The sequence below is a fragment of the Candidatus Bathyanammoxibius amoris genome (genome assembly GCA_024451685.1).
GTDB classification, from domain to species: domain Bacteria; phylum Planctomycetota; class Brocadiia; order Brocadiales; family Bathyanammoxibiaceae; genus Bathyanammoxibius; species Bathyanammoxibius amoris.
In genome coordinates this window covers 123,420-145,097 of sequence record JAMXCW010000005.1, presented here as the reverse complement: position 1 = coordinate 145,097, position 21,678 = coordinate 123,420, and the positions used below count along the sequence as shown (strand labels likewise).

Genomic DNA, 21,678 nt, shown 5'->3' with positions numbered 1-21,678 from the left:
CCAAATGTTTGGTCATTCTGGCCCCACAGTCGCGGATTATATAGAACACCTCAGTTGATGCCGTTGGCATGCCTATGGCCCTGGAATTTAAAACAAGACAAACTGGCTGGAGAGATGTAGGTAGAGACTTTATAATGAAAAAATTTGCAAATCTACCGTCACCATTCAACTCAGCAGGGGCAATAATTAGAGATGGTTCCAATAATATTGTAAGGGCATTAGCTCCTCAACACTATTTGCCAGACAATACAACAGTACTAGATAAGGCAATGGATATCGGTTTTCCCAATTATAATAATTTAGGAGACCTTTCTATTAAATCAGGCCAATGGACATATACAGATTTTAGCTGGGATTCAGGTTCTAGATCTCTGTCAGCTAAAGCTGATGGTACACCAATTACAGTAGGTGGAGGAACAGGAAAAAATGCTTTTTCAAGTAAAATGGTAATAGGTACTTCAATGACAGAACCTAATAACTCAGCTGGAAGACTTCTGGCTCTCATTGAGACTGCAATCAACAGAGGTGTTCTATATAATCCGCGACTGTGGGGCCAGAATGACCAAACATTTGGAGGAATTGCAGGATTTCCATGGAATTACTACCAGGACATTGAAGGCAGCAATGCCAATCAGTATAACCGTTATTCAGAAACAGTACATCAATGGAGTATTAACGGAATGAATTACGGATTGGCCCATGACGATCTTTATAACAGAAGTTCATCGATAACAGTTCCTCCAGGTGAACCTGTAATTTTACATATATGGAAGTTCACAGGAGATGGTTCAACACCTATAACATGGCCAAACCATAACTACCTGACATCATTAGGAATACCTCCGCAAGTAATAGGCAGACTCGGATTTGTATATGTCAATAATAAACAATATGTAATTGTTGATACTGTAAATAATATTCCAAGTGTAGGACTACCTCAATTTACAGATATTCAATTTTCGACACATCTAGGTAAATTATTAAATCTCGATATAGTTAATAAAAAAGTTCTAAATCCAAACGACTGGGAAAACGGAGCCGGTGTGGCTATTCAAGACCACTTCCATATTGTATTTCCCGCAAACTTTGGGCCTTAAGGATCTCCTGCTGGCATATAATTTTTTAAATTTTTGCAGTTATAAAAAAGCTGTTTGGTTAGCCTTAACCAGCAGCTTATATTTTAGAAATATCTAAGCGTACAAATCTGGCCGGTACAACGAAACCCAGGTTCGGCTGGAATTTATCAATCAGTTATTTAAACTCCTCGGCTGGGACATTTACAACAAGAGGGATCGTGCGGAAGCATACAAGGACGTTGTCCACGAAGAATCAATAAAAATAGGAGACCAGGCTAAAGCTCCTGATTACTGCTTCCGTGCAGGGGGGACACGCAAGTTCTTCCTTGAAGCCCAGGCACCCTCAGGGCTTTTTAAAGGTTTCTCCTTTACAATTGGTGCAATAACGATTAACATTCCTTGACACGCCGGACACTACCTTATAACTGTTTCTGACAGGGGTGGAAATGCGCTCTAGCGGGCTTTTGTGTCTAGTATTTCTTCTGCCTATGATTTTTTCCATCTATGGGTGTGTCGGTCCGTTTAAACAACAGGACAAGTCTACCCCGGTTGCCAAAGACGCTCCTAAACCTTCCACGCCTTCCAAGGTATCTAAAAAGCCGGAGAAGTGGGAGTGGCAGATAACCGAGGAAGAAGCCGCAGAAGAGACGGGGCAACCTACAGAATCTACCTTTCCCCTGGAACTAAATGCCCCGGAGGTAATCCTACCTACCCGCGAGGGTGAAAAACTCGATGTGTCCCTGGTCTTTAATGCTGCCGACGTTAGAGAAGTTTCGAAAGTGTTGCTTGGAGACCTCCTGAGAGTCAACTACGTTATAGACGAAACGGCGGGTGGAAAGCTCACCTTCCGCATGGTGGGACAATTCTATAAGGAGGAGATATTAAACATATTCCAGACGATCTTGAATGTCGATGGCCTTGCCTTGGTGCAGGAAAATGGCATGATACAAGTGACCAGGTTGGAAAAGGCAAAGATGGAGCTGGGGCATTTGAGCTTTGGGAAAAAGGTAGAAAAAGGCGGCGTTAATCTTACAACTCAGGTAGTCCCTTTGAGCTACATAACCCCCCAAGACCTAATGCCTACGCTCAGGGCCTTCATGACGCCCGCCGGACTGGCGATGGCCCCTAACAATTCCCATGCCATAGTAGTAGTGGACACTGAGTCCAACATGACGCGGTTGGTGGCTATAATAAATACGTTTGATACCCCGTTTTTTGCCGGCAAAGCCGTAAAGTTTTACGATATCAAATACGTAAACGTATCCAATTTAGCCAAGGATTTGAAGTCTCTGACCAAGAGCCTTGGCGGCTCACAGAGAGGGCTTGCGGCCAAGCTTGGATTCATTCCGTTGACAGATACCAATAAGCTCCTGGTGACAGTGACCGACCCTGAGATATTACCGACCGTTGATTTTTGGATAAATAATATGGATGTAAAGTCTTCCGGGCAGGCTCAACTTTACATATACAAGTTGCAACACAAGAAAGCTGAATCTATGGCAGCTGTTCTCAACGAGCTATTTGAGGAGGGGGGACCGGCAAGAGTTACGGGGGCTGAATCTACTGAGATATCAGCCATGGGTGCGCAATCGAGTCAGGTAGGTCCCGTTAAGGTTATCCCTGATGCGGAGAGTAACGCTCTGGCAATTAAGGCCTTTCCCCAGGATTACCAGAATATTCGCAGAATAATTGAGGTGATGGATGCAACTCCCAAACAGGTGCTGATAGAGGTGCTCATTGCAGAGGTGACCCTCAATGATGACCTGGCTTACGGGGTGGAGTACTTTTTCAGAAACAATGGCCTGTTGAGGGATGGGGTTTCTGTAGGCCTGGGACCGACTATACCAAGTCCGCTTAAGACGGAATTCCCGAGGGGAACCAGGGCCTTCTTTCTCCACTCGGATTTAGACGTGCTCGTCACTTTGTTAGACACGACTACTCACATAGAGCTGTTGTCTACCCCCAGAATACTGGTACGTCACGAGCAAACGGCCACTATACAGGTAGGCCAGGAAGAGCCCATATTAACCCAGAGAATTCAAGAACCTTCTCCCTCTCAGCCCGGGGAGTTTGTTACCTCGAATACCGTCGTGTATAAGAATATAGGTGTTATACTCAGCGTGACCCCAAGGATTGGCGAGAACAATATGATTACACTTGACGTGAGCCAGGAGGTAACCTCTGTTATAAAAGCTGCTTCAGCAGGACTCGATACTCCGGCTTTTACCGCCAGGAAGGCCAGTACCTCGCTGGTAGTGGAAAACGGGCGGACTATAATAATAGGTGGTATTATAGAAAACAAGAAGGAGAAGGTCGTAAAGCGTGTACCTGTCTTACACCGCATCCCTCTACTGGGGAATTTGTTTCAGTCCAGGGAGGTCATCACAAGGAAGACGGAACTCCTCTTGATATTGACGCCCACTATTGTGAGCAATCCGGAAGAGGCGGACAAGGTAACGAAGGATTTTGAGAATAAGCTGAAGGCCATTGAAAAGTTGCGCAGTGGGAAGACAAAATCCCTTGTGGAAAAGGTGTTGCTCCCGTAGAGGCTTTACCCTGATGGAAGTCTTGGTAGGGGTGGCCTTGATGGGGATATGTGTAGCTGTTCTTCTTGGCCTTGTGGCCGACAATCTTCGTCTCACCCGAAAGCTGACGGAGCGTAACAAGACGGTTTTCGCGGCCATTAATAAGACAGAAGAGGCCTTCCTGGGTATATTGGGAGACCGGTTTGAGAGGGTGGGCGATGAAAAGGTATGGCGTGGTAAGACGAGCGAGGGATTGCCCTGGAAGGTGGTGGAACGGACCAGTAAAGAGTTCGAAAAGGTCCTCGTTTACGATGTGACTTTACCGAAGATTCATTTACTTGGCGTCCATGTACAGAAATGATACCCAAGCCCGGTTCCATAGCATTAAGGGCTTCACTCTCCTGGAACTGCTAGTGGCATTGACCATAGGTGTTTTCCTCATCGTGGCATCCGGTGCCATCATCAAATCCTCCATGCGCCTCATGGCTAGGGGAGAGAAGCTGCTGCAGGGAGACCTCAGAAAGACCTCCGCACTGGAATTCTGGAGAGAACAGGTGTCCGCTATCCCCCCGGGTTATTCGAGAAGCGCCGGGTTTGTGGGCAAAAAGAGGGACCTGAGCTTTATCACCCCTGTGCGTTTAAATCTCAGGGGAAAAGGTTTCGTTATAGCTCACTACACCGTAAAGAAGGAAGAGGGGAGTAAGTATCGCCTGATATATAAAGAAAAGAGATTTACGACTGCACGAAAGGCCCAAAAAGAGAAGGGTTCTGAGGGATTAGTGTTACTAAAGGGTTATGATAAGATTGGATTTGAATACCTTGGAGCTGTAACGGAGGGCAAGAACCCGTGGGAGAGCGAATGGGTGGAAGAACGACACATTCCCAGAGCGTTAAAACTGACCCTTGTACAAGAGAAAGAGAAACAAGACCTTATTGCGCCGATAGTGGCTATGTCCTCTTTTTTGTCCTCTGGACAATAGTGATTTTAACGCTCGTCTTGTTGAGTCTTACAAAGAATCTAAGGATTAACACCGAGCTGGAAAGGGCGTATTTGGAAAACGTGAAGGAAAGTTATAACCTTCGTGGCGCATGCTTTATTGCCTTACAAAAACTTCCTGGGAAGATGGATGGTACACATGATGCGGTGCCGAGCCCAAAAGAAACCGGGCCTGAGGGTGTTTCAGAAAAAGAGCGCAGAAAAGACTACTGGAGACCCAGACATGAACCCTATAGTCTGGAACTCGGAGGCAGAAGATACGATGTCTTTATTGAGGATGAACAAGGGAGGTTAAACATCAATTTTCTGGATGAGGATAACAGGGAGATATTCAAGAGGCTGCTGGAAGTCAGGGGGGTTACAAAGGGCGAAGCAGAAGTTATAACTGATTCTTTATTAGATTGGTTGGATGAGGACGATTTTCCTGAACCGAAGGGTGCAGAGAGTAAGTTCTACGAATCGCTGCCGGAACCTTACACCAACAGAAATGGTCCACTGGAGTCTTTGGAAGAACTCACCCTGGTCAAGGGGGTGAGTCCGGGGGTTTACGAGAGGATAGAGGAAGATTTAACTGTTTCGGGTAAAGAGTTAAAGATTAATATAAATAGTGCCTCGAGTGGAGTTGTCCACGCAGTACTGGGAATTAAACCCAAGGAGGCAGGCAAGCTGGTCGCTTTTGTTAAGGAAAAAGGCGGTATAAAAAACATTGATGAGTTGAAGGACATTTTCTTCCGCTTTGGAGTGGCAGGAATGGACTTTGAAGAGGCCAGTGCACTCATGACGACCACCAATTCCCCTTACATAAGTATTCGTTCTCAGGGTTCCACTATGCGTCAGTACAGGTTATTAGTGGACAAAAAGCGTGGAGAAATCGTTGCAGTATACCCAGAATAAAAAGAAGTCTCCTTCGGGCGGACGTATAAACACCTTCTTTCCCTCCTTCATTGGGTTGGCTCTATGGGGTAACGACCTCTTTGTCTGTGAGGCGACCAAACGCTTTGGCACAAAATTCAAGTCTGGTACTGTAAAGGATTTCCTTTCCCGGAACGCCTCAAAACTGAGGTCAAATCTTGAGTTCATAAAAGGCAAACAAAAACCCGTTATCTTGTCCTGGCCTAGGGAGAAGACTACGGTAAGGGAGTTGTACGTAGAAGTTCAGGACCTTAAAAAGCTGAGAAAAACTCTTGGCTCGCAACTGGACAGCCTCTTCCCGTTCAAACCTGGGGAGGCCTACTTTGACCTGTATCCGTGTAACTCACTTGACAGGTCAAGGAAATCCGTCAGGGGAAGAAAGGTCTACCTCTTCGCAATAAACAGAAAAGAGCTGGATGACGTTATTGGTAGACTTGAAATATTGGGGCTAAGGCCTTCGCGCGTCATTCCTTCACCCCTGGCATTTCTCCCCATGCTGAACAGGAAGAGTGAAGGTGTTGCATGCTTACACCGGATTGGGGATGGGGAATATGTTTATAATTCTTATAATTTGGGCGTACTTGTCGAGACGCACGTTTGTAACGAAGAGAAACTGAAGCAAAACCTGCGTGAGGAACCTCCCAGTGCTGTCTTCGCGATAGGCTTTGAGGATGATAAACTTCCACGGCAAGTCATAGATGTCATTCCAAAGCAGGTGTCCGTTGCGTACCTGGATCCCTCTTGGGAAAGCTCAGGTGCAGCCATTTATGAGGCACATAGCCACAGTTACGATTTCCAATTCCTGAGGCCGTCAAAAAGGAAGGTAAATTATCAGAATCTCTATCTGGCATCTTTGGCACTACTCATCCTTTCTCTTTTGGTTACCATACCCCAGATTTCCCAGATAAGGGACCAAAGAAGATTGGTTATGGTTGATGCGGAGATAGCGGGGCTGAAGGGACATGCCTTCGCTTTGGAGAAGTTAAACAGGATTGCAATGTCCAGGAAAGCATTGGATGCCGTCTCAAATTCCCAAAAGGGCTATGTCTCCAGGGCTGATATTTTGTTGGAGTTAGCCACCATCCTTCCTGAGAACACGTGGATAAAAGAACTCTCCGTAAAGAAGAACATTTTTGAGATAGAGGGGTTTGCCGCCTCTCTGTCGGAGACGATGCTCTTGCTGGAAGACGCGCCTATTTTCTCAAACGTGGAGTTAATTCCCCCTGTAGTAAAGGACAAGGACGGCATGGAGCACTTTCGTTTGAAGGGCAATCTCTTACGGGAGAAAACCTATGAAAGATCCTAGAGCGTATTATATCACCCGAACCAAGAGAGAAAAGGTTTTGGTATCGGTAGTGTGCATCATCGCGCTGGTCGTCATGTCTTATTACTTATATGATGTGGCTACCTTAGGCAACCAAGAAAAGTACGTTGCGCTTGAAGATAAAACCATCCTGTTGCGAAAATTGCAGGGTGTTCTCAGCAGGAAAGAAATCGTAAAGGAAGAGGCATCTGGTCTTGGGCATTTGGGAAACATCCATCTCATAGTGGCTACGCATGAGGGGCGTGTCTTGACTGAGATACCTAGACTTCTTAAAACAATCTCGGCCCAGAGCAATCTTGTAATCTCAAAGAGTGACCTTGTACACAAAGAAGTGCTGCTTAAAGACCCACTTCTACTGGAACTGGAGATTGACCTGAAAGTGGAGTATATCCCGAGGGCAGAAGAATTGCAGGAGTTTATTTACCTGCTTGAGAATAACGATAACTTTACTTGTTACATAAAGGACATGAAAATAAAGGAATTGGCCGGGGCTGAGGGTGTCAGTCTTGCTGCCACCCTGGATACCTTTGCCCTCATAAGTAGGTAAAAATGGAACCGGGAAAGAACAAAATACTTCACCAGACGAGACCTGTCCTCACGCGAGAGATTAGAGGTTGGAAGGGCTCGGCCGCCTTTGTAAACATAGGTCTTTCAGTAGCCGTCCTGGCGCTGGTGGTTTTTGATGTTGTGTTTTTTTTAGCCCGGGTAGAGCTGCCGACAGAGATTGAAGCCGCGGATATAGAAGGACCGGGAAGCCAGGTGGAAGTCATAGAGACGCCTTCAAGGAAAGACGTTACGTACTACACACGCATCACCTCCGGAAATATATTTTCTCCCGACAGAAAGGAATGGGAAGGGCCACTCCAGAAGAACCGGCAGTACGCAGAAGGAGAGCTGGACGGGGGTCTGGCTAAAAAGTCAGGGCTAACGCTCATTGGTGTAGCTATCGTTGGTGGCGCTAAAATGGCGTTAATAAAAGATAAGAAGGGTACGCGCCTTTTCAGGGAGGGAGAACAGGTAGGCGGATACAAACTATTTAGCATTGAACCTGATAGGGTTTACATGTCATCGGATGGAAGGACGTTCACCATTGAACTCTATGAGGCTACGTCTGGTCTATCAGTGGAAGAGCAGTCTTGGAAGTAAGAGGACCGATAAAACAAGTTCGGGAGCTTCCGACTCCTCACGCGTCAGAGGAGAAGGTTGCCGTTGATATGGTTTTATGATGAAAACCTTCTCATATCAGGTCATAAGTACCGCCAACAGGGTGACAGAGGGACAGAGGGATGCCCTAAATAAGGCCCAGCTAGTAGAAGAATTAAAGAAGCAGGGTTACGTTGTCCTGAAAGTCAAGGAGACCGGCAGGAAACGTAAGAACATCCCCAGACGTGCACCCAAGAAGGTTGTTTATCTGTTTACGAGGGAGTTGGCCACCTTATTAGAGGGAGGTGTCCCGATAGATAAGAGTCTCAGGATTTTGGCCAACACCCAGAAGAACAAAGCTACTAAGGCTATACTGGAGGACGTTCTCAGTTCACTGAAGGCCGGTCGTTCTCTGGCCAATGCGCTCTCTGATTACCCCGGGATATTTTCCACTGTACACATCAGTATGATCAGGGCCGGCGAAGAAGGAGGCGTACTGCCGGGTGTACTGAAAAGGCTCACACAGTATGAAGAAAGAATTGAAAGGATGAGGAGTGCAGTAATTTCCGCCCTGATATACCCCTTGATACTCCTCTTTACCGGCCTACTAGCCATAATAATTATTGTGACGTTTGTAGTCCCTACCTTTACAGAGATCTTTGACAGCATGGATATGCCTACCCCTTTGCCTATTTACATACTCGGAGGCATAAGCGGAATCATATCCGGCTATGGTTGGGCCGTCCTGCTGGGCTTACTGCTACTTTATATACTTTATATACTGGCACTTAAAAGGAACAGGTTAATAAGAGGAAAGGTAGACCGTGTCAAACTAAAGACGCCCTACATAGGCAATGTATATTGGGAGATGGAGACCTCAAGGTTTGCCCGCACCCTGGGGACACTACTGGAAAACGGACTCCCACTGGTACCATCCCTGGAGATAGTTCAGAGCACCCTTACCAATACCTACCTCTCAGATTGCATAAATAGGACAAGGACTGAAGTAAGACAGGGTATGAGTCTTACTGCCTCACTTGCCAAGAGGGGGTTTCTCCCGGGGCTAAACATACACATATTAGCGGTAGGAGAGGAAACAGGCTGTATGGATAAGATGCTCCTGAAGGTGGCAGATAATCAAGACCGAGAACTGGAGGAAAAGGTCAAAAGGATTGTCACCCTCCTGGAACCGCTGCTTATATTGTTCATGGGGCTGGTCATTGGCGTTATAGTAGTATCGTTACTCAGCTCTATCTTCAGCCTCACGGAGAGTATTTAATCTTGTGGTTATTGATTACCATACACCATGAAGTTTGCTTTTTAGCTACAGAGTGTGGTAAGCTTCTTTCATTTATGACAAATAAGGCTGGACTCAAGCCGGGTGATGTGAAAGGCGTGCTGAAGGCCAAAACGATTTCAGGTAAGTCCATTACCGGTAGCGATACTGTGGACGTTTTCAAGAGGTAGAAATAAGGGAATTAAGAAGAAGAGCTCTTTTGCTTTACGCTTTGGTTAGAACGGGTTGCATACCGGGTGGAGTTTATGCTTCGCATCAGATATAAACAGGTCTGTGGGTTTACGCTGCTGGAACTGCTAGTAGTATTAAGCATAGCCCTTGCCCTTCTGGGTTTGGGTGTGCCCAGGATGGTGTCCACTATGGGTGCCATGGAGTTCAGGAGGGGAGTAGTGTTAACCATTAGTTTTCTTAGGCGGTCTCATCTGGATGCCGTGGTAAAAGGAGATACACTACGTTTGAAGTTGGAAGGGAATAGACTGACGAGGTCGGATGGCAGAGAGTTTCCTGCCCCTAAAGGGTTGCGGTTAAGCCTGCCCTTAGATAGTAAGGACTCCACATTGGCCGTGTTCTCTCCTAGCGGCAGGAACACAAGTCAAAGGCTTTACATTAATGATAAGCACAAACGCAGGGCGGTAATAAGTATTGACCCGTTAAGCAGCATGCCAACGTGCAGATACCATTAGGGAGATATCTATGAAGACCGTAATGCGCGAAGATTCGACGCAGGCGACAGGCCACAGCATGGAGTTGCTTGCGGGTGAACTCACCAGGGTTCATATGCCCTCAAAACTGATTACTGGCCGGAGAGCCGGCTTCACACTTTTGGAAATATTGATTGTGGTAGCCATCATAGGCTTAATTGCCTCCATAGTAGCGCCAAGGTTGATAGGGAGAATAGGCAAATCCAAGACCGTTATCGCCCGTGCCCAGATAGAGTCTTTTGGAACGGCTCTTGAGACGTACAGGTTAGATACGGGAGAATATCCGTCAGAGGCACAGGGGCTCCAGGTCCTGGTAGAAAGACCCGATAACGTACTTAACTGGCATGGGCCTTATCTGAGAAAAAGGGTCATACCCAACGACCCGTGGGGGGAATCCTATATTTACAGCTATCCTGGTGAGTATGGCGACTATGAGATAGTTTCTTATGGGTCTAACAGAAATGAAGGCGGCGAAGGAGAAGCTGCGGACATAGTAAGCTGGGAGTAAAGTACTTTGGAAGAGATTAAAGAAAGAAAGAGTCTGCTGGAGATTCTACACCAGCAGGAGAAAATCTCTGAGCTGGATATTGAGAGGGTGAGAGGTGTACGGCAGGAAACGGGCCAGAAAGACTGGCAGATACTCCTGCAGTTGGGCATGGTTTCTGAGGAAGACCTCAGATATGCACAAAGTATCCGGTTCAATTTCCCTGTATGGAAGAAAAAGAGGAAGGAGAACTACCCTCTCCTGGAGGAATTACCATACAACTTTCTCCGTGGTAACGAGATACTTCCCCTAAGGTTGTCAGACGGAGAGCTGGATATCGCAGTTGCACACCCGGAGGACATTACCCTGGTTGAAACCCTTTACCATACGGCCAGGGCAAAGTTGAATGTGAAGAAGTTTAACATCTACGTGGGTAGTGAGAGGGACATCCGACAGGGCCTTGATGAAGTCTATGAGACGGAGAGAGAAAAGGAACCCGACAGTGTGATAGGGGGTATAGATGTAGGGATAGGGGTTGCTGAAGATATAGAGAAGCTAAAGGATATGGCCTCAGAGGCGCCCGTCGTCCGCTTCGTCCACAACATTATAACCAGGGCTGTCGAAACAGGCGCCAGTGATATACACCTGGAAATGCTTGAGAAAAACACCAGACTTCGCTACAGGGTGGATGGGATGCTCAGAGACTTCCCTCCCCCTCAAAAAAGGCTATACCCGGCCATTATATCCAGGATAAAGATAATGGCCAAGCTGAACATAGCAGAAAAGAGGCTGCCACAGGACGGTAGAATAAAGTTGCCCCTGGCGGGAAAAGAGGTGGATATAAGGGTATCTTTGATCCCCACCATCTACGGGGAAGGGGTGGTGCTGAGGATACTGGATCGTTCGTCAATTTGCCTGGAGCTGGACAAGCTGGGTTTCCGTGAGGAGATATTAAAAGGCTTTCGGGCACTGTCAAGGAAGGCTGAGGGAATGATACTGGTTACAGGTCCCACAGGAAGTGGCAAGACTACCACCCTCTACTCTATACTCAATGAGATCAAATTACCTGACGTAAAAATAGTAACAGTAGAAGACCCTGTGGAGTACAGTCTGGACGGGACAAGTCAGATGCAAGTAAACCCGCAAATAAATCTCACCTTTGCCTCCGCCCTGCGGAATATACTCCGCCATGACCCGGATGTCATCTTGGTAGGAGAGATAAGAGACCGAGAGACCGCAGAGATAGCCATCCAGGCCGCCCTAACCGGCCACCTCGTCTTTTCTACACTTCATACCAAGAGTTCTGCTGCAGCCTTCAACAGGCTACAGGATATGGGGATAGAGAGTTACCTTCTATCTTCATGCATTGTTGGTGTGCTGGCACAAAGACTGGCGCGGACCCTCTGCCACAGCTGTAAAGAGGAATATAGCAGTAAAATACCCCTGGCAAACCAGTCCGAGCGGCTCTCCAATAACCCGAAAGCGGCCCCTGTCAAAAGAGATATGTTGGATAGCCCTCACAAATTGTATCGGCCTGTGGGATGCGAGGAATGTATGGAGAGTGGCTATCGGGGAAGGACGGCTATAGGAGAACTCCTAGTAGTGGACGACGCTATAAGAGCCCAGGTGATGGCCCAAAAGGACTCCTTTGCCATCACAAAACAGGCGGTTGGTAATGGGATGAAGCCCCTGTGGCAGGGTGGACTAGAAAAAGTAAAAGCGGGCGTTACCAGCCTAGAAGAACTAACACGAGTAATAGACACTGATGGTGAGTACACTATATAGCTTAACAGGATCGGCCATTCTTCCCATCAATTTTCCCCATTTTACCGACAAAATTCCGCCATTCGCGCCATTTTTAATTTTCACTCAAGTCATCGTATCTCTTGCTAACTACGCCATATAGAGCAAATCTGAAGTGAGTCAATCTTTCTACCCCCCCCCCACAACCTGCGCCCATCCTTGACCACCGCGACCTCGAAGCCCTGCTCCAACAACTCTCTCAGATGAGACTCTACACACAGATTCGCAGACATACCTGCGAGGATCACCTGGTCGACGTGCATCCTGCGTAGCTGTAGGGCAAGGTCGTTTTGCTCAGGGCCATACACTTTGTGTGGTGAGCAGATGATGGTCTTGCCGTCGAAGATGTATGATTTGTACTCTGGCATAAAATCGGCACCTGAGCCCTCAAAACCTTCCAAGTTATAAGCGCTAGGCCTGTCGAACATGTTAATGTTGTGCATCAGCTTCTCGAGTGCACCCTCGAACTGCCAGCCCTTGTCTGGCGGGTAGTAATAGTGCGGCGAGATTGCCACTGTGATACCGGCCTTCTTGGCTGCCGCGAACAAACGTCCGATGTTTTGCACCGTATTCTGCTCCTCAACACTCTCGCTTACTACATCCCAGGCAACTCCTTCTGGGCTGAGAAAATCTATTTGCGGGTCGGTCACCACGAGTGCTGTTCTTTTAAGATCAAGCTTCATGTCCGATGGTGGGAGAGCCGGATCGGTAGGTGGCGCATACTTTTCGCTGCCGATAAGGTTTGACGGGGAAATGCACACTATCAAGGTTATAATCCAAGGTATTATTGCCTTTGCCACGATTTTCCTCCTTTCAAAAACATGTCAAAGAAGCTTTGCCTTATCAACCTTGTATTTATAATTTATCCTCATTTGCAGGTTTACGCAACGCTTTTATGGAAAAATGTTCTCTGGGCTGGAGAATTAAATAATCGACAACAAACAGATGGAATGGGGTTTTGCCGGAGTTAGCTCCGAATGGCCTCTGGTGTCCAATAGGTGATTTTACCGCCATTTGCGCCATTTTAAGTCTTGTCTCAATTAGTCCTATCCTGTGGTGTTATGAGGACTTATACAAAAAAGGCGCTGTGCCATTCTTCCTGCCCCCCTACAATCGGGTAACTGCAATCCGAAATGGCTACTTTGGCGGGGGTTCCTTAAGGAGTTGCGCGGTGGGTATCATGGCCTCGAAGCCCAGGGCCTCGATTATCTGCTCTGAGAGCATGCTTGACAGGGTGTCCAGTTCTTCCTTGAGTAACCTGGCGTTATCCTCCCTGTACTTCTCGTAATCAAAGCCGAGTTTTTTATCCTGTGGCAGTGCCTGTCCTATCTTTGTCTGCCACAGTACCTCATTGCTTCTCGCCCTTGTCATAACCACCTTTGCTATTATCAGGCTATGCGGCTTTGCAAATATGCCGGGGTCATTCACACCATAGGTTAAGACGTCGATTTCTATTATTGTGTCCGCCCCCAACTGCTTCGCAATCATCTCGTAGTCGTCCTTCGTCTTCGGATACTTGTTTTCCAGCTTGTACACGGTAATATTATCGTCCACTTCATCAGGCGGTACTATGTGGAATCGTGCCTGTCGCTTGAGTTTGTTGAAGAGGTCTTCTCTCAACATGCGGCCAACGTGCACGTCATAGGTCAGGGCGTTAAATTCCTTGCTCTCCTGTCTTTTCGCGTCAATCATCGCCACCTGGCTCATAAGTATAGGGATTATTGCGGGCCCGCTGAAAAGCATCATAAGAAACCTGTCGTCGGACATCGTGTCCATGGTGATGTCCGGCCTCGTGGTCGGTGTAAGTATTGCGACCGTCCTTATGTCTTTCATCCCTTCCCTGTTTAACGGTATCTCCCTCACATTCTGGACGCAGCCGACGACAAGGAATAGAATCAGGCATAAGGATATTTGCTTGACGAAGTTTCCTGAAAGACCCTGCATGTTTGTCATTCTGTTTGTCATTCTGAGAGAGTGGAACGACCGAAGAATCTCTTTCAAAAGACACCATATGTTAGATTCTTCGCTTCGCTCAGAAGGACATAAGTGTTTGGAGTAGCTTTTACGCGGGTCTACGGCAACAAGCTCTAAATGGCGTTCTAGGCAGCTAGTGTTCATTTCCGGTGGCAACTAACTCCTGTGTGGTGGTGTTCTACCCTTTTTCCTGCGGGAGCAGCATGAACAGTCTTTCTTCGACATCCTGGAGACCGCCCAAAACCCTTTTAAGGTCTTTCTCCCTGGTGGCCTTATCGCCGGTCTTACTGTAGAATTCTGCGGCCTCGGCATAACTCTCGAGAGCATCCGGCAAAGAGCCTTCGGAGAGATAGAGTTCGCCCAGTCCTTTATATGTATCTGCCACCATCAGCCCGGCATCAACCGAGGAGGGGGCGTAGTGTAAGGCAAAGAAGAAGTACTTGATTGCTTCTCTGTAATCGGCAACCTTCCTGCTGACAGGCACATTCCCTCTACTCTCCATAAGTTTTCTTTTGCCCTTTTCGAGCCAGTACTGTATGAGCGATACCCCACCCAGGGCAGAATAAGGCGGTTCCACCACCTTCACCCTCCACAACTTATAAACAGGCGCGCTGTACGAGGCTATTACGTAATCATGCGTACTGCCGTCTCTTATTATCCTAATTTCAACCTCAGGGAGACTTTTATCCAGGCTGCGCGATATCTCCACAAAATCACCCAGTTTCTTGATCCTCTTCCTGTCCAGTTCCGTAACCACGTCGCCAATCTTGAGCCCCGCCTTAGCCGCGGGGGAACCCGGGTAGATCTCAACAACCCTCACCCCCCCTCCTTCAGCCCTGGACAAGATTAGCCCTGAAAACAGGGAGGCACCCCGGACAGGGGTAATGGCGCCGCACACCAGGATACACACAGCGCAAAGCAGAAAAGCCGTCTTCGTCACGGGTCTCATCGTATCCACCCTAAACAATGCCTATTCTTCTAATTGCAATGTCACAGAGAAGCAGGCCCATGGCTATGGGGATAAGGTACTTGGAAAGGTCTTCGGTCAAAAATATCATCTCCGTATTAGCGGTTATATCCTCAAACATGGGTTTAAATTTGCCCCCGGTTCTTTGCGCGATTGTCTCCAGGAGCCCTGTGTTATTCCCCCGTGTCGCGTCCTCCACAGAAGCCAACTCCTTCTTCGTCGGCACAAGTACGCCCTTTGTGACACGGTCTACAACCTTGCCGCCCTCAAGCCGGGAGAGATTTACTGTGTATGACCCCGGACTCAGCCCCTCAAGTGACGCCGTATATCTCTTGGGCGCAATCTGCCTGAGGTTCAGCTCCCGTTCCCCGGAGTCGCCGGAGATTATGCGTGCCTGCAGCTGAGTACCTTCCGTCCAGTCTCCTCCAGATTCTATGATAAGGTCGCGTTTCCCTTCACTCTCGTCCACCTTCAAGACATAGCTTCCCTTGGGCTTGTCTCTCATGGCCCAGCGCACCGTCTGAGACCAGAACTTATTATATTTGGACCAGTTTACCCACTTTGAAGACCAGCGGGCCTCGGCATCCGAGGTATAGGCAACCGACTTTCCCAGACCATAGCGCCAGTTGGCAAGTATAGGGTCCGGTCTACCCTTTATCTCGGTAAACACCGGCACTTCGGCACTGGCCTTGGCTCTGGTCAACGAATATCCCTGCAGGGGCGGTATCTGTTCCTGTGAAAACCCCTTCAGTATCTCACTTGACGGATCGATACGGGGAATGAAAGTTTCCTCGTGGAAATCCGCCCTTGTCAAGGCGGCATCAGCATCCAGAACCACCAGCCGCGGCAGTTCGTTTATATTCTTCAGGCGATAAAACTGTCCCCCCGTCCTTTTGGCAATGTCCTTCAGCAAACGGGTGTTCACGAGCCAGCCGCCAATGGCTATAGTGGAAATAGATATATTAGCCCTCTTTAATTTGTCCATCAAGGCCTCGTAGCTGTAGTAAACGGACCTCGTGTTGCCGTCTGAGAGAAGAATAATATGGTTTACCTTCGCTCCGCTCTTCGACAATCTGTTGTATGCCTCTTTCATGGCAGGAAATATGTCCGTGCCACCGCCGGCGCTAAGGGTGCTAAGCTTGGCCAGAAGGTCTTTTCCATATATCTTCTGCACCGGCCCCAGTTCTATCACAACGTGAGGTACTACGTCAAAGGCAATCAGCCCGACCTGGTCACCCTCTTTGAGCTGCTTCAACAACTCGATCGTGGCCTTCTTCGTGGCAAAGATCTTCTTGCCCGTCATACTGCCTGACTTGTCGACAAGGAGTATAATAGAGGCCCTTTTGGGTTTTTTCTCCTTCCTGGTGGCGCCCGCAATCACATTTACAGGAAGCACGTCCTCTATCGGGGTATTCTTGTAACCGCCCTGGGCATAACTGTTCTCACCTCCCACCATAATAAACCCGCCACCGAAATCGCGCACATAAGTCTTCACCGCTTCCATCTGGTCCCGGCTTACGGCACTGGCGGGAACGTTGGAGAATACAATGCACTCATACTCCAGCATCTCGTTCAAAGTCTTTGGGATAATGTCTATGCCCCCCATTTCCACTACAACGTCCTTTTCTTCAATAGCGCCGGCTAAGAAGGCCCTCTTGCTCGGGTCTCCACGGACGTAGAGTATGCGGGGCTTGCCAACCACGTTAACCGCGGCGCGCTTACGGTTATTGTCGTCGTTCGTGTCGGCGTCCGTGTCAAGCTCAAGGTCGGCATGAAATTCAATAAACCCCTTTTCCTCTCCCTTATAGGGCATCTCAAATACGCTGAACCCGGCGGGAAAACTAAGTTCCCATCGACTGAGGAGGTTCTCGCCCTCAGACAGGCTGACACTGCCTTCGACAGGAAAATCGTTTCTGTTCTCAACCGTTATTCTTATGTCAAACGTTTCTCCATGGTTTACATCCTGAGGTACGAGCAGTTTCTTTATAAGTACCTCTTTCACGGTGGGAGGGGGTGGGATTTCTACGGTATAAACATGGGTATTTTTTTGCTCTATTATAGAAGAAGCCAGCACGCTGCTGCCGAGGTTTTCATTACCGTCCGTAAGAAGAACCATCTTCTTGACGCTGTCTTCGGGAAACAGTTTAAGGGCGGAAAGCATTCCGTTGGCAATATTGGTGCGTGTGGTATCGAGTTCCAGCTCACCATAATCTGTTTCCAGACCTCCGGCCATCGGTGAGGCGACTCTGGCATCCGAACCGAACACGACCAGAGCCCGTTTGATATTCTTGTCGTCGTCGTCGAGTTTTTTATCCATCTCTTTCAGATAGTCGGCCACCCAGGTCTTGTTCTCCTGGCTGATGCTGTCTGATACGTCCACGCAGAAGACCAGCGCAAGGTCACTGGGTTTCTCATCAACCCGGTGGATACCCGCCAGCACCAGTATAAGGAGTGCCAGCACAAGGCTGCGCAGGAAGGCTGAGGACACTATCCTCCAGAGGGGCAGGCGTCTGAAGGCCAGAAAGGACAGCCCCCAGATTATGGGAAGCAAGAACAGGAGCTTAAGGAATATGGGCTGTTCGAACTGTAGGTCCATAACTTATGTTAACGCCGAGCGCGCCCTTAAGCAATACAGAATCCACTCGGCTAAAAGCAGAAGGGCCACAAAGGCGAGGATGTAGCGACCCAACTCCCACCTTTTCTCCTCGACGTAGGTGGATGCCACCGCCTCTTTGAACTCTTTTTGCTCTTGACCCAAAGACAGCGGTTTAGTGTCTGACTCCCTGACGTCGAACAGGTTTGCCACAAACCTCGTCTCATTTTCACCCTTCCTCAGCGCGTACATCCCGCTCTGGTAGGTGTCAGTAATTACGACCTCATCGCCCGCAGCATCCATCTCAACCGTCTCTCCCTCCGGGGTTAACAGTGTAATCTTTTCCGCCCCCTGCCAGCCTTTCAGGTCTACCGTGAAGGGTTCACCGGTCTTTATCTGATAAGTATCCGCGCCATACGGATTCAGCCATTGAATTATATTCAAGAGCATTATAAGTATCGGCATGTTCTTCGCCTTTGACAGATTGAAATCAGCCACATCGAAGCCCAGAACCACCACCCTGTCGCCGTCCACGGTCCCCACAAGGGCCAGCGGAAAATCCTCTTCCGTGCCCGCTGCCATTATGAACGGTTTCAGGTGCTCATCGGGTTTCAGGTGAAGGGCCTTGTAGGCCCAGAGTTCTTCCATGTAGTCAAGGTGCCTGAGCACAGGGCTTGAGGTATCCCAGTCAATGAAGCTTGCGCCCCGCGTCCAACCTTCTACGGGAAACAGATTGTTGTCTTTAGGAGGAAAAATGAAAAGTGCGTTTGCGTCAGGCCGCTCCTTCGGGACAAACTGGTGAAATATCATGATGTCGTAGTCCTTAACCATCTCCGGCTTATAGGAGGCCGGTGGTACAACGGAAAACTTGACCTGCGCGGTGGCATTCTCTATCTTTTTTATTTCCTCAATAAACAGCCGTTCCTCCGTCACTACCAGGGCGTTCAGCGTCTTTTTATGCTTAATAATGGCATAGGCACTGTTGTCAACACCAAGCGCATCGTCAGGGGTCAGCTCCACCTTCAAAAGACCCGGCCCCACAATGTCCCGGATCCTTATAACCTTTTCCTCGCGGGGCAGAAGTTCCACGACCTGTTCCGTCATAGGCGTATGTTCGAGATATGATTTGAGGATAACCCTCTTTGGTTTATCCGAGAAATTTCCCACGGAAATGTAGGCCTCCCTTTCCCTGTATTCCTTAAACATGTCCTGGTACACGTCCAGACCCGTTATTGCAACATTGTCTTTAGGCGGCCCGCCAAGGTTCACGTACCTCACATTACTGTCCAGTTGGCCCGGGTCTTCCGTATCAGTAAGGACATGCATCTCCCCGTTACCTGAGTGCCTCAAGAGGGAGATTCCCAGACTCAGGGCCTCTTCGAGGTTGGTGCTCGTGTCAAGGGGTTCGAGTCCGCTGATAAGTTCACGCAGCTCGTCTTTATTGCCGGACATTTTATTCACTATGCGTGGTCTTGTGTGCATGGCGATTATCTGCATCTTGTCACCAACACCCATCTCGTCGACCAGGTTTAGCGCCTCCTCCCGGGCCAGTTGAAAACGGGTCTGGCCGCCTTCAAGCGTCTGCATGCTGGCAGAGGTATCTATCAGGACGATGATGTCCCTCCCTATTACGCCGCTGCTGACAGATGGGAGATACGGGCGCATCAGGAAGAATATGAGGAGCAAAAGGGCTATAAGTTGTAAGAAAAAAAGTGCGTCGACCAGAAATGCCTTCGTCCTGAAATGGTCCTGCCTCAGACCCCTCCACGGTATAAAGCTCGGCACGAGGACGGTCTTATGTTTCTTGCGAAACAGATACATTAGCACCAGGAGACCTATCAAAGGCAGATAGACAAGAGCAAGAGGGTTCAGAATACCCATTTTAAGCCGTCACCTGACAAACCCCATCCTGGGAAATTCCTTCAGGATGAGGCCCTCAATTCCCATGTCAGTCCTGGCCAGTGTGTAGGCCATCCTGTTTGTCCTGCAGTAATTGCTGAGTTCCTGATTGTGTTCATTAAGAAGTTTGTGGTACCCTTTCTTAAGTGAACCGGTAACCTTTACCACCCTGCGTTCTTTTGTCTCTACGTCCACAATTTCCCCGCTCCTGATGTTCTTGAACGGGTCAAGCTCTTCAGCCCCCAGCACCTGGATTACCTTTATGTCGTAGTTCTTAAATCTCAGGATATCAATACCCCTCTTGTAGGAGGCCGGCGGGACCATAAAATCGGATATTATAATAACAGACCCCCCCCTGCCTTTGTTCTCATATATATATCTGGACATAAAGCCTTCAATATCCGCCTCACCGCCGATTTCAACCCCGTCCAAAAAGTCTTTTATCCTGAAGATTCCGTTCAACCTCTGGAAGAAAGGGGTTTGTAAAGTGTACCGGCTGGCGGGTCCCGGCGACAGGGTGTTGACGACCGCCACCCTTACGCTGTTCTGGCTGGAGAGACCTATATAGGCCATGACGAGAGCGATTTTTTTTGAGTACTCAAGCTTCTTGTCGGTCTCGGGGTAAAGCATGGAAAGACTGACGTCCAGGAGTATGTGGACCGAGAGTTCCACCTCCTCTTTGAACGTCTTTACAAGCAGCTTGTCCAGCCTGCCGTAGAGATTCCAATCTATGTACCTGAAGTCGTCACCCGGATTATATTCCTGGTATTCGGCGAACTCGAGACTGGTACCCTTTTTGTTTACCGACTCGTAGCCGCCCTTTCTGGTCGACAGGTGGACCCTCTTCACGTCGATCTTCAGACATTCCAGTCTGCGCAGGAAGCCGGGCGTAAAAATATCCCTTAGCATAACAACTATTCCCCGGGCCTTAGCTCATCCATTACCTTTTGAATAATGTCACGGGTTCCAATCTTGTCCGCTTCGGCCTCGAAATTCAAGAGTATCCTGTGGTTCAGAGCTGCGACGACAACCTTGTCAACGTCCTCAAAGCTTACGTTTATCCTGCCGTCTAACAATGCGGCTGTCTTAGCTGCCAGAACTATGGCTTGCCCGCCCCTTGGACTCGTGCCGTAACTTATGTACCGTCTCGCATATTCACACATCTCACTACTCAAAACGTCCGCATTATGATTACTATCCGGCTGTGTGGCCATAACAATGTTTACTATATAATCCTGAACCTCCGAGGATATAATCACGTCTCTAACCAGCCGCCGCATCTGCAGCACCTTGTCCAGGGCCTTGTCTTCCGTGAACACCCTTTCGACTTCATAACTTTCACTCCTGGTGGTCTGGTTAAGGATGCTCTTGAGTTCTTCGTAGCTCGGATATTGCACGTTCAGTTTAAAAAAGAACCTGTCCATCTGTGCCTCCGGGAGGGGATACGTGCCTTCCATCTCAATTGGGTTCTGCGTCGCAAGCACGAAGAACGGCTCCTCCAGGACGCTGGTTTTGCCGGCAACGGTAACCTGATGTTCCCCCATGGCCTCCAGGAGGGCCGACTGGGTCTTGGGTGTGGATCGGTTTATCTCGTCCGCCAGTATTATGTTCCCAAAAATAGGGCCCTTCGAAAATTTGAACACCTTTCTGCCGTCTTCTCCCTCAACCACCAGCTGTGTCCCTATTATGTCGGCTGGCATAAGGTCCGGGGTAAACTGTATCCTTTTGAACTCAAAACCCAGGGCCTTGCTGAGAGATTTTACGAGCAGGGTCTTGCCCAGTCCCGGAAGACCTTCTATAAGCACATGGCCCCCGCAGAAAAAGGCAATCAGGATGTCTCGAATGAGTTCCTTGTTACCGACAATAACCCTGCCAATCTCATCCATCATGGCCCGGAAATTCTTGCTGAAGGCCTTTACCTCGTCAGTCGTATCCGTTGTTGCCTTTGTCATTCTTACTGATGCAGTGCGCGCGCTCATTACC

Annotated in this window: 18 protein-coding genes and 1 pseudogene; 12 read left to right on the top strand and 7 right to left on the bottom strand. The window is 48.6% G+C overall.

Annotated features, from left to right (window positions below; genetic code table 11):
- Positions 1-59: 59 nt before the first annotated feature.
- The 12 genes and pseudogenes from NOU37_04850 to NOU37_04795 all read left to right on the top strand — a co-directional run bounded on the left by NOU37_04850 (position 60) and on the right by NOU37_04795 (position 12,244).
- A pseudogene (locus NOU37_04850) lies at positions 60-1,097 on the top strand (beta-1,3-glucanase family protein).
- A 467-nt stretch (positions 1,098-1,564) separates the two neighbouring features.
- Positions 1,565-3,622 (top strand): type II secretion system secretin GspD, encoded by a 2,058-nt coding sequence (gspD, locus tag NOU37_04845; protein MCQ4574555.1) that lies wholly within the window; start codon positions 1,565-1,567, stop codon positions 3,620-3,622.
- A 13-nt stretch (positions 3,623-3,635) separates the two neighbouring features.
- Positions 3,636-3,962 (top strand): hypothetical protein, encoded by a 327-nt coding sequence (locus NOU37_04840; GenBank protein ID MCQ4574554.1) that lies wholly within the window; start codon positions 3,636-3,638, stop codon positions 3,960-3,962.
- On the top strand, positions 3,949-4,581 hold the full coding sequence (locus tag NOU37_04835; GenBank protein MCQ4574553.1) for a prepilin-type N-terminal cleavage/methylation domain-containing protein: 633 nt from the start codon (positions 3,949-3,951) through the stop codon (positions 4,579-4,581). Before NOU37_04840 ends, NOU37_04835 begins: the two co-directional genes overlap by 14 nt.
- An 80-nt stretch (positions 4,582-4,661) precedes the next feature.
- Positions 4,662-5,492 (top strand): general secretion pathway protein GspK, encoded by an 831-nt coding sequence (locus NOU37_04830; GenBank protein MCQ4574552.1) that lies wholly within the window; start codon positions 4,662-4,664, stop codon positions 5,490-5,492.
- On the top strand, positions 5,461-6,816 hold the full coding sequence (locus NOU37_04825; protein MCQ4574551.1) for a PilN domain-containing protein: 1,356 nt from the start codon (positions 5,461-5,463) through the stop codon (positions 6,814-6,816). Before NOU37_04830 ends, NOU37_04825 begins: the two co-directional genes overlap by 32 nt.
- Complete coding sequence (locus NOU37_04820; protein MCQ4574550.1) at positions 6,803-7,381, top strand: hypothetical protein; 579 nt, start codon at positions 6,803-6,805, stop codon at positions 7,379-7,381. The genes NOU37_04825 and NOU37_04820 overlap by 14 nt, the downstream gene beginning before the upstream one ends.
- A gap of 2 nt (positions 7,382-7,383) precedes the next feature.
- A complete protein-coding gene (locus NOU37_04815; GenBank protein ID MCQ4574549.1) occupies positions 7,384-7,980 on the top strand; it encodes a hypothetical protein in 597 nt (198 codons plus the stop codon).
- Positions 7,981-8,056: 76 nt separating this feature from the next.
- Positions 8,057-9,256, top strand: a complete 1,200-nt coding sequence (locus NOU37_04810) for a type II secretion system F family protein (protein ID MCQ4574548.1) — start codon at positions 8,057-8,059, stop codon at positions 9,254-9,256.
- 263 nt (positions 9,257-9,519) lie between these two features.
- On the top strand, positions 9,520-9,957 hold the full coding sequence (locus NOU37_04805) for a prepilin-type N-terminal cleavage/methylation domain-containing protein (protein MCQ4574547.1): 438 nt from the start codon (positions 9,520-9,522) through the stop codon (positions 9,955-9,957).
- 10 nt (positions 9,958-9,967) lie between these two features.
- Complete coding sequence (gene gspG, locus NOU37_04800; GenBank protein ID MCQ4574546.1) at positions 9,968-10,483, top strand: type II secretion system major pseudopilin GspG; 516 nt, start codon at positions 9,968-9,970, stop codon at positions 10,481-10,483.
- A gap of 6 nt (positions 10,484-10,489) precedes the next feature.
- Positions 10,490-12,244 carry a GspE/PulE family protein gene (locus NOU37_04795; GenBank protein ID MCQ4574545.1) on the top strand — a complete coding sequence of 585 codons (1,755 nt, stop codon included), beginning with the start codon at positions 10,490-10,492 and terminating at the stop codon, positions 12,242-12,244.
- A 104-nt stretch (positions 12,245-12,348) separates the two neighbouring features.
- On the opposite strand, the gene NOU37_04790 is transcribed toward NOU37_04795, so the two are convergent.
- The 7 genes from NOU37_04790 to NOU37_04760 all read right to left on the bottom strand — a co-directional run bounded on the left by NOU37_04790 (position 12,349) and on the right by NOU37_04760 (position 21,674).
- On the bottom strand, positions 12,349-13,062 hold the full coding sequence (locus NOU37_04790; protein ID MCQ4574544.1) for a cysteine hydrolase: 714 nt from the start codon (positions 13,060-13,062) through the stop codon (positions 12,349-12,351).
- A gap of 337 nt (positions 13,063-13,399) precedes the next feature.
- Positions 13,400-14,215, bottom strand: coding sequence for a hypothetical protein (locus NOU37_04785; GenBank protein ID MCQ4574543.1), 816 nt, complete (start codon positions 14,213-14,215; stop codon positions 13,400-13,402).
- A gap of 199 nt (positions 14,216-14,414) precedes the next feature.
- Positions 14,415-15,185: a PDZ domain-containing protein gene (locus NOU37_04780; GenBank protein MCQ4574542.1), complete on the bottom strand. Its 771-nt coding sequence runs from the start codon at positions 15,183-15,185 to the stop codon at positions 14,415-14,417.
- A 10-nt stretch (positions 15,186-15,195) separates the two neighbouring features.
- Complete coding sequence (locus tag NOU37_04775) at positions 15,196-17,799, bottom strand: VWA domain-containing protein (protein MCQ4574541.1); 2,604 nt, start codon at positions 17,797-17,799, stop codon at positions 15,196-15,198.
- A 3-nt stretch (positions 17,800-17,802) separates the two neighbouring features.
- The gene (locus tag NOU37_04770; GenBank protein ID MCQ4574540.1) at positions 17,803-19,677 is read right to left on the bottom strand and encodes a VWA domain-containing protein; all 1,875 of its coding nucleotides are present in this window, start codon (positions 19,675-19,677) and stop codon (positions 17,803-17,805) included.
- 9 nt (positions 19,678-19,686) lie between these two features.
- A complete protein-coding gene (locus NOU37_04765; GenBank protein ID MCQ4574539.1) occupies positions 19,687-20,604 on the bottom strand; it encodes a DUF58 domain-containing protein in 918 nt (305 codons plus the stop codon).
- 5 nt (positions 20,605-20,609) lie between these two features.
- Positions 20,610-21,674: a MoxR family ATPase gene (locus tag NOU37_04760; protein ID MCQ4574538.1), complete on the bottom strand. Its 1,065-nt coding sequence runs from the start codon at positions 21,672-21,674 to the stop codon at positions 20,610-20,612.
- Between the last annotated feature and the right edge of the window lie 4 nt (positions 21,675-21,678).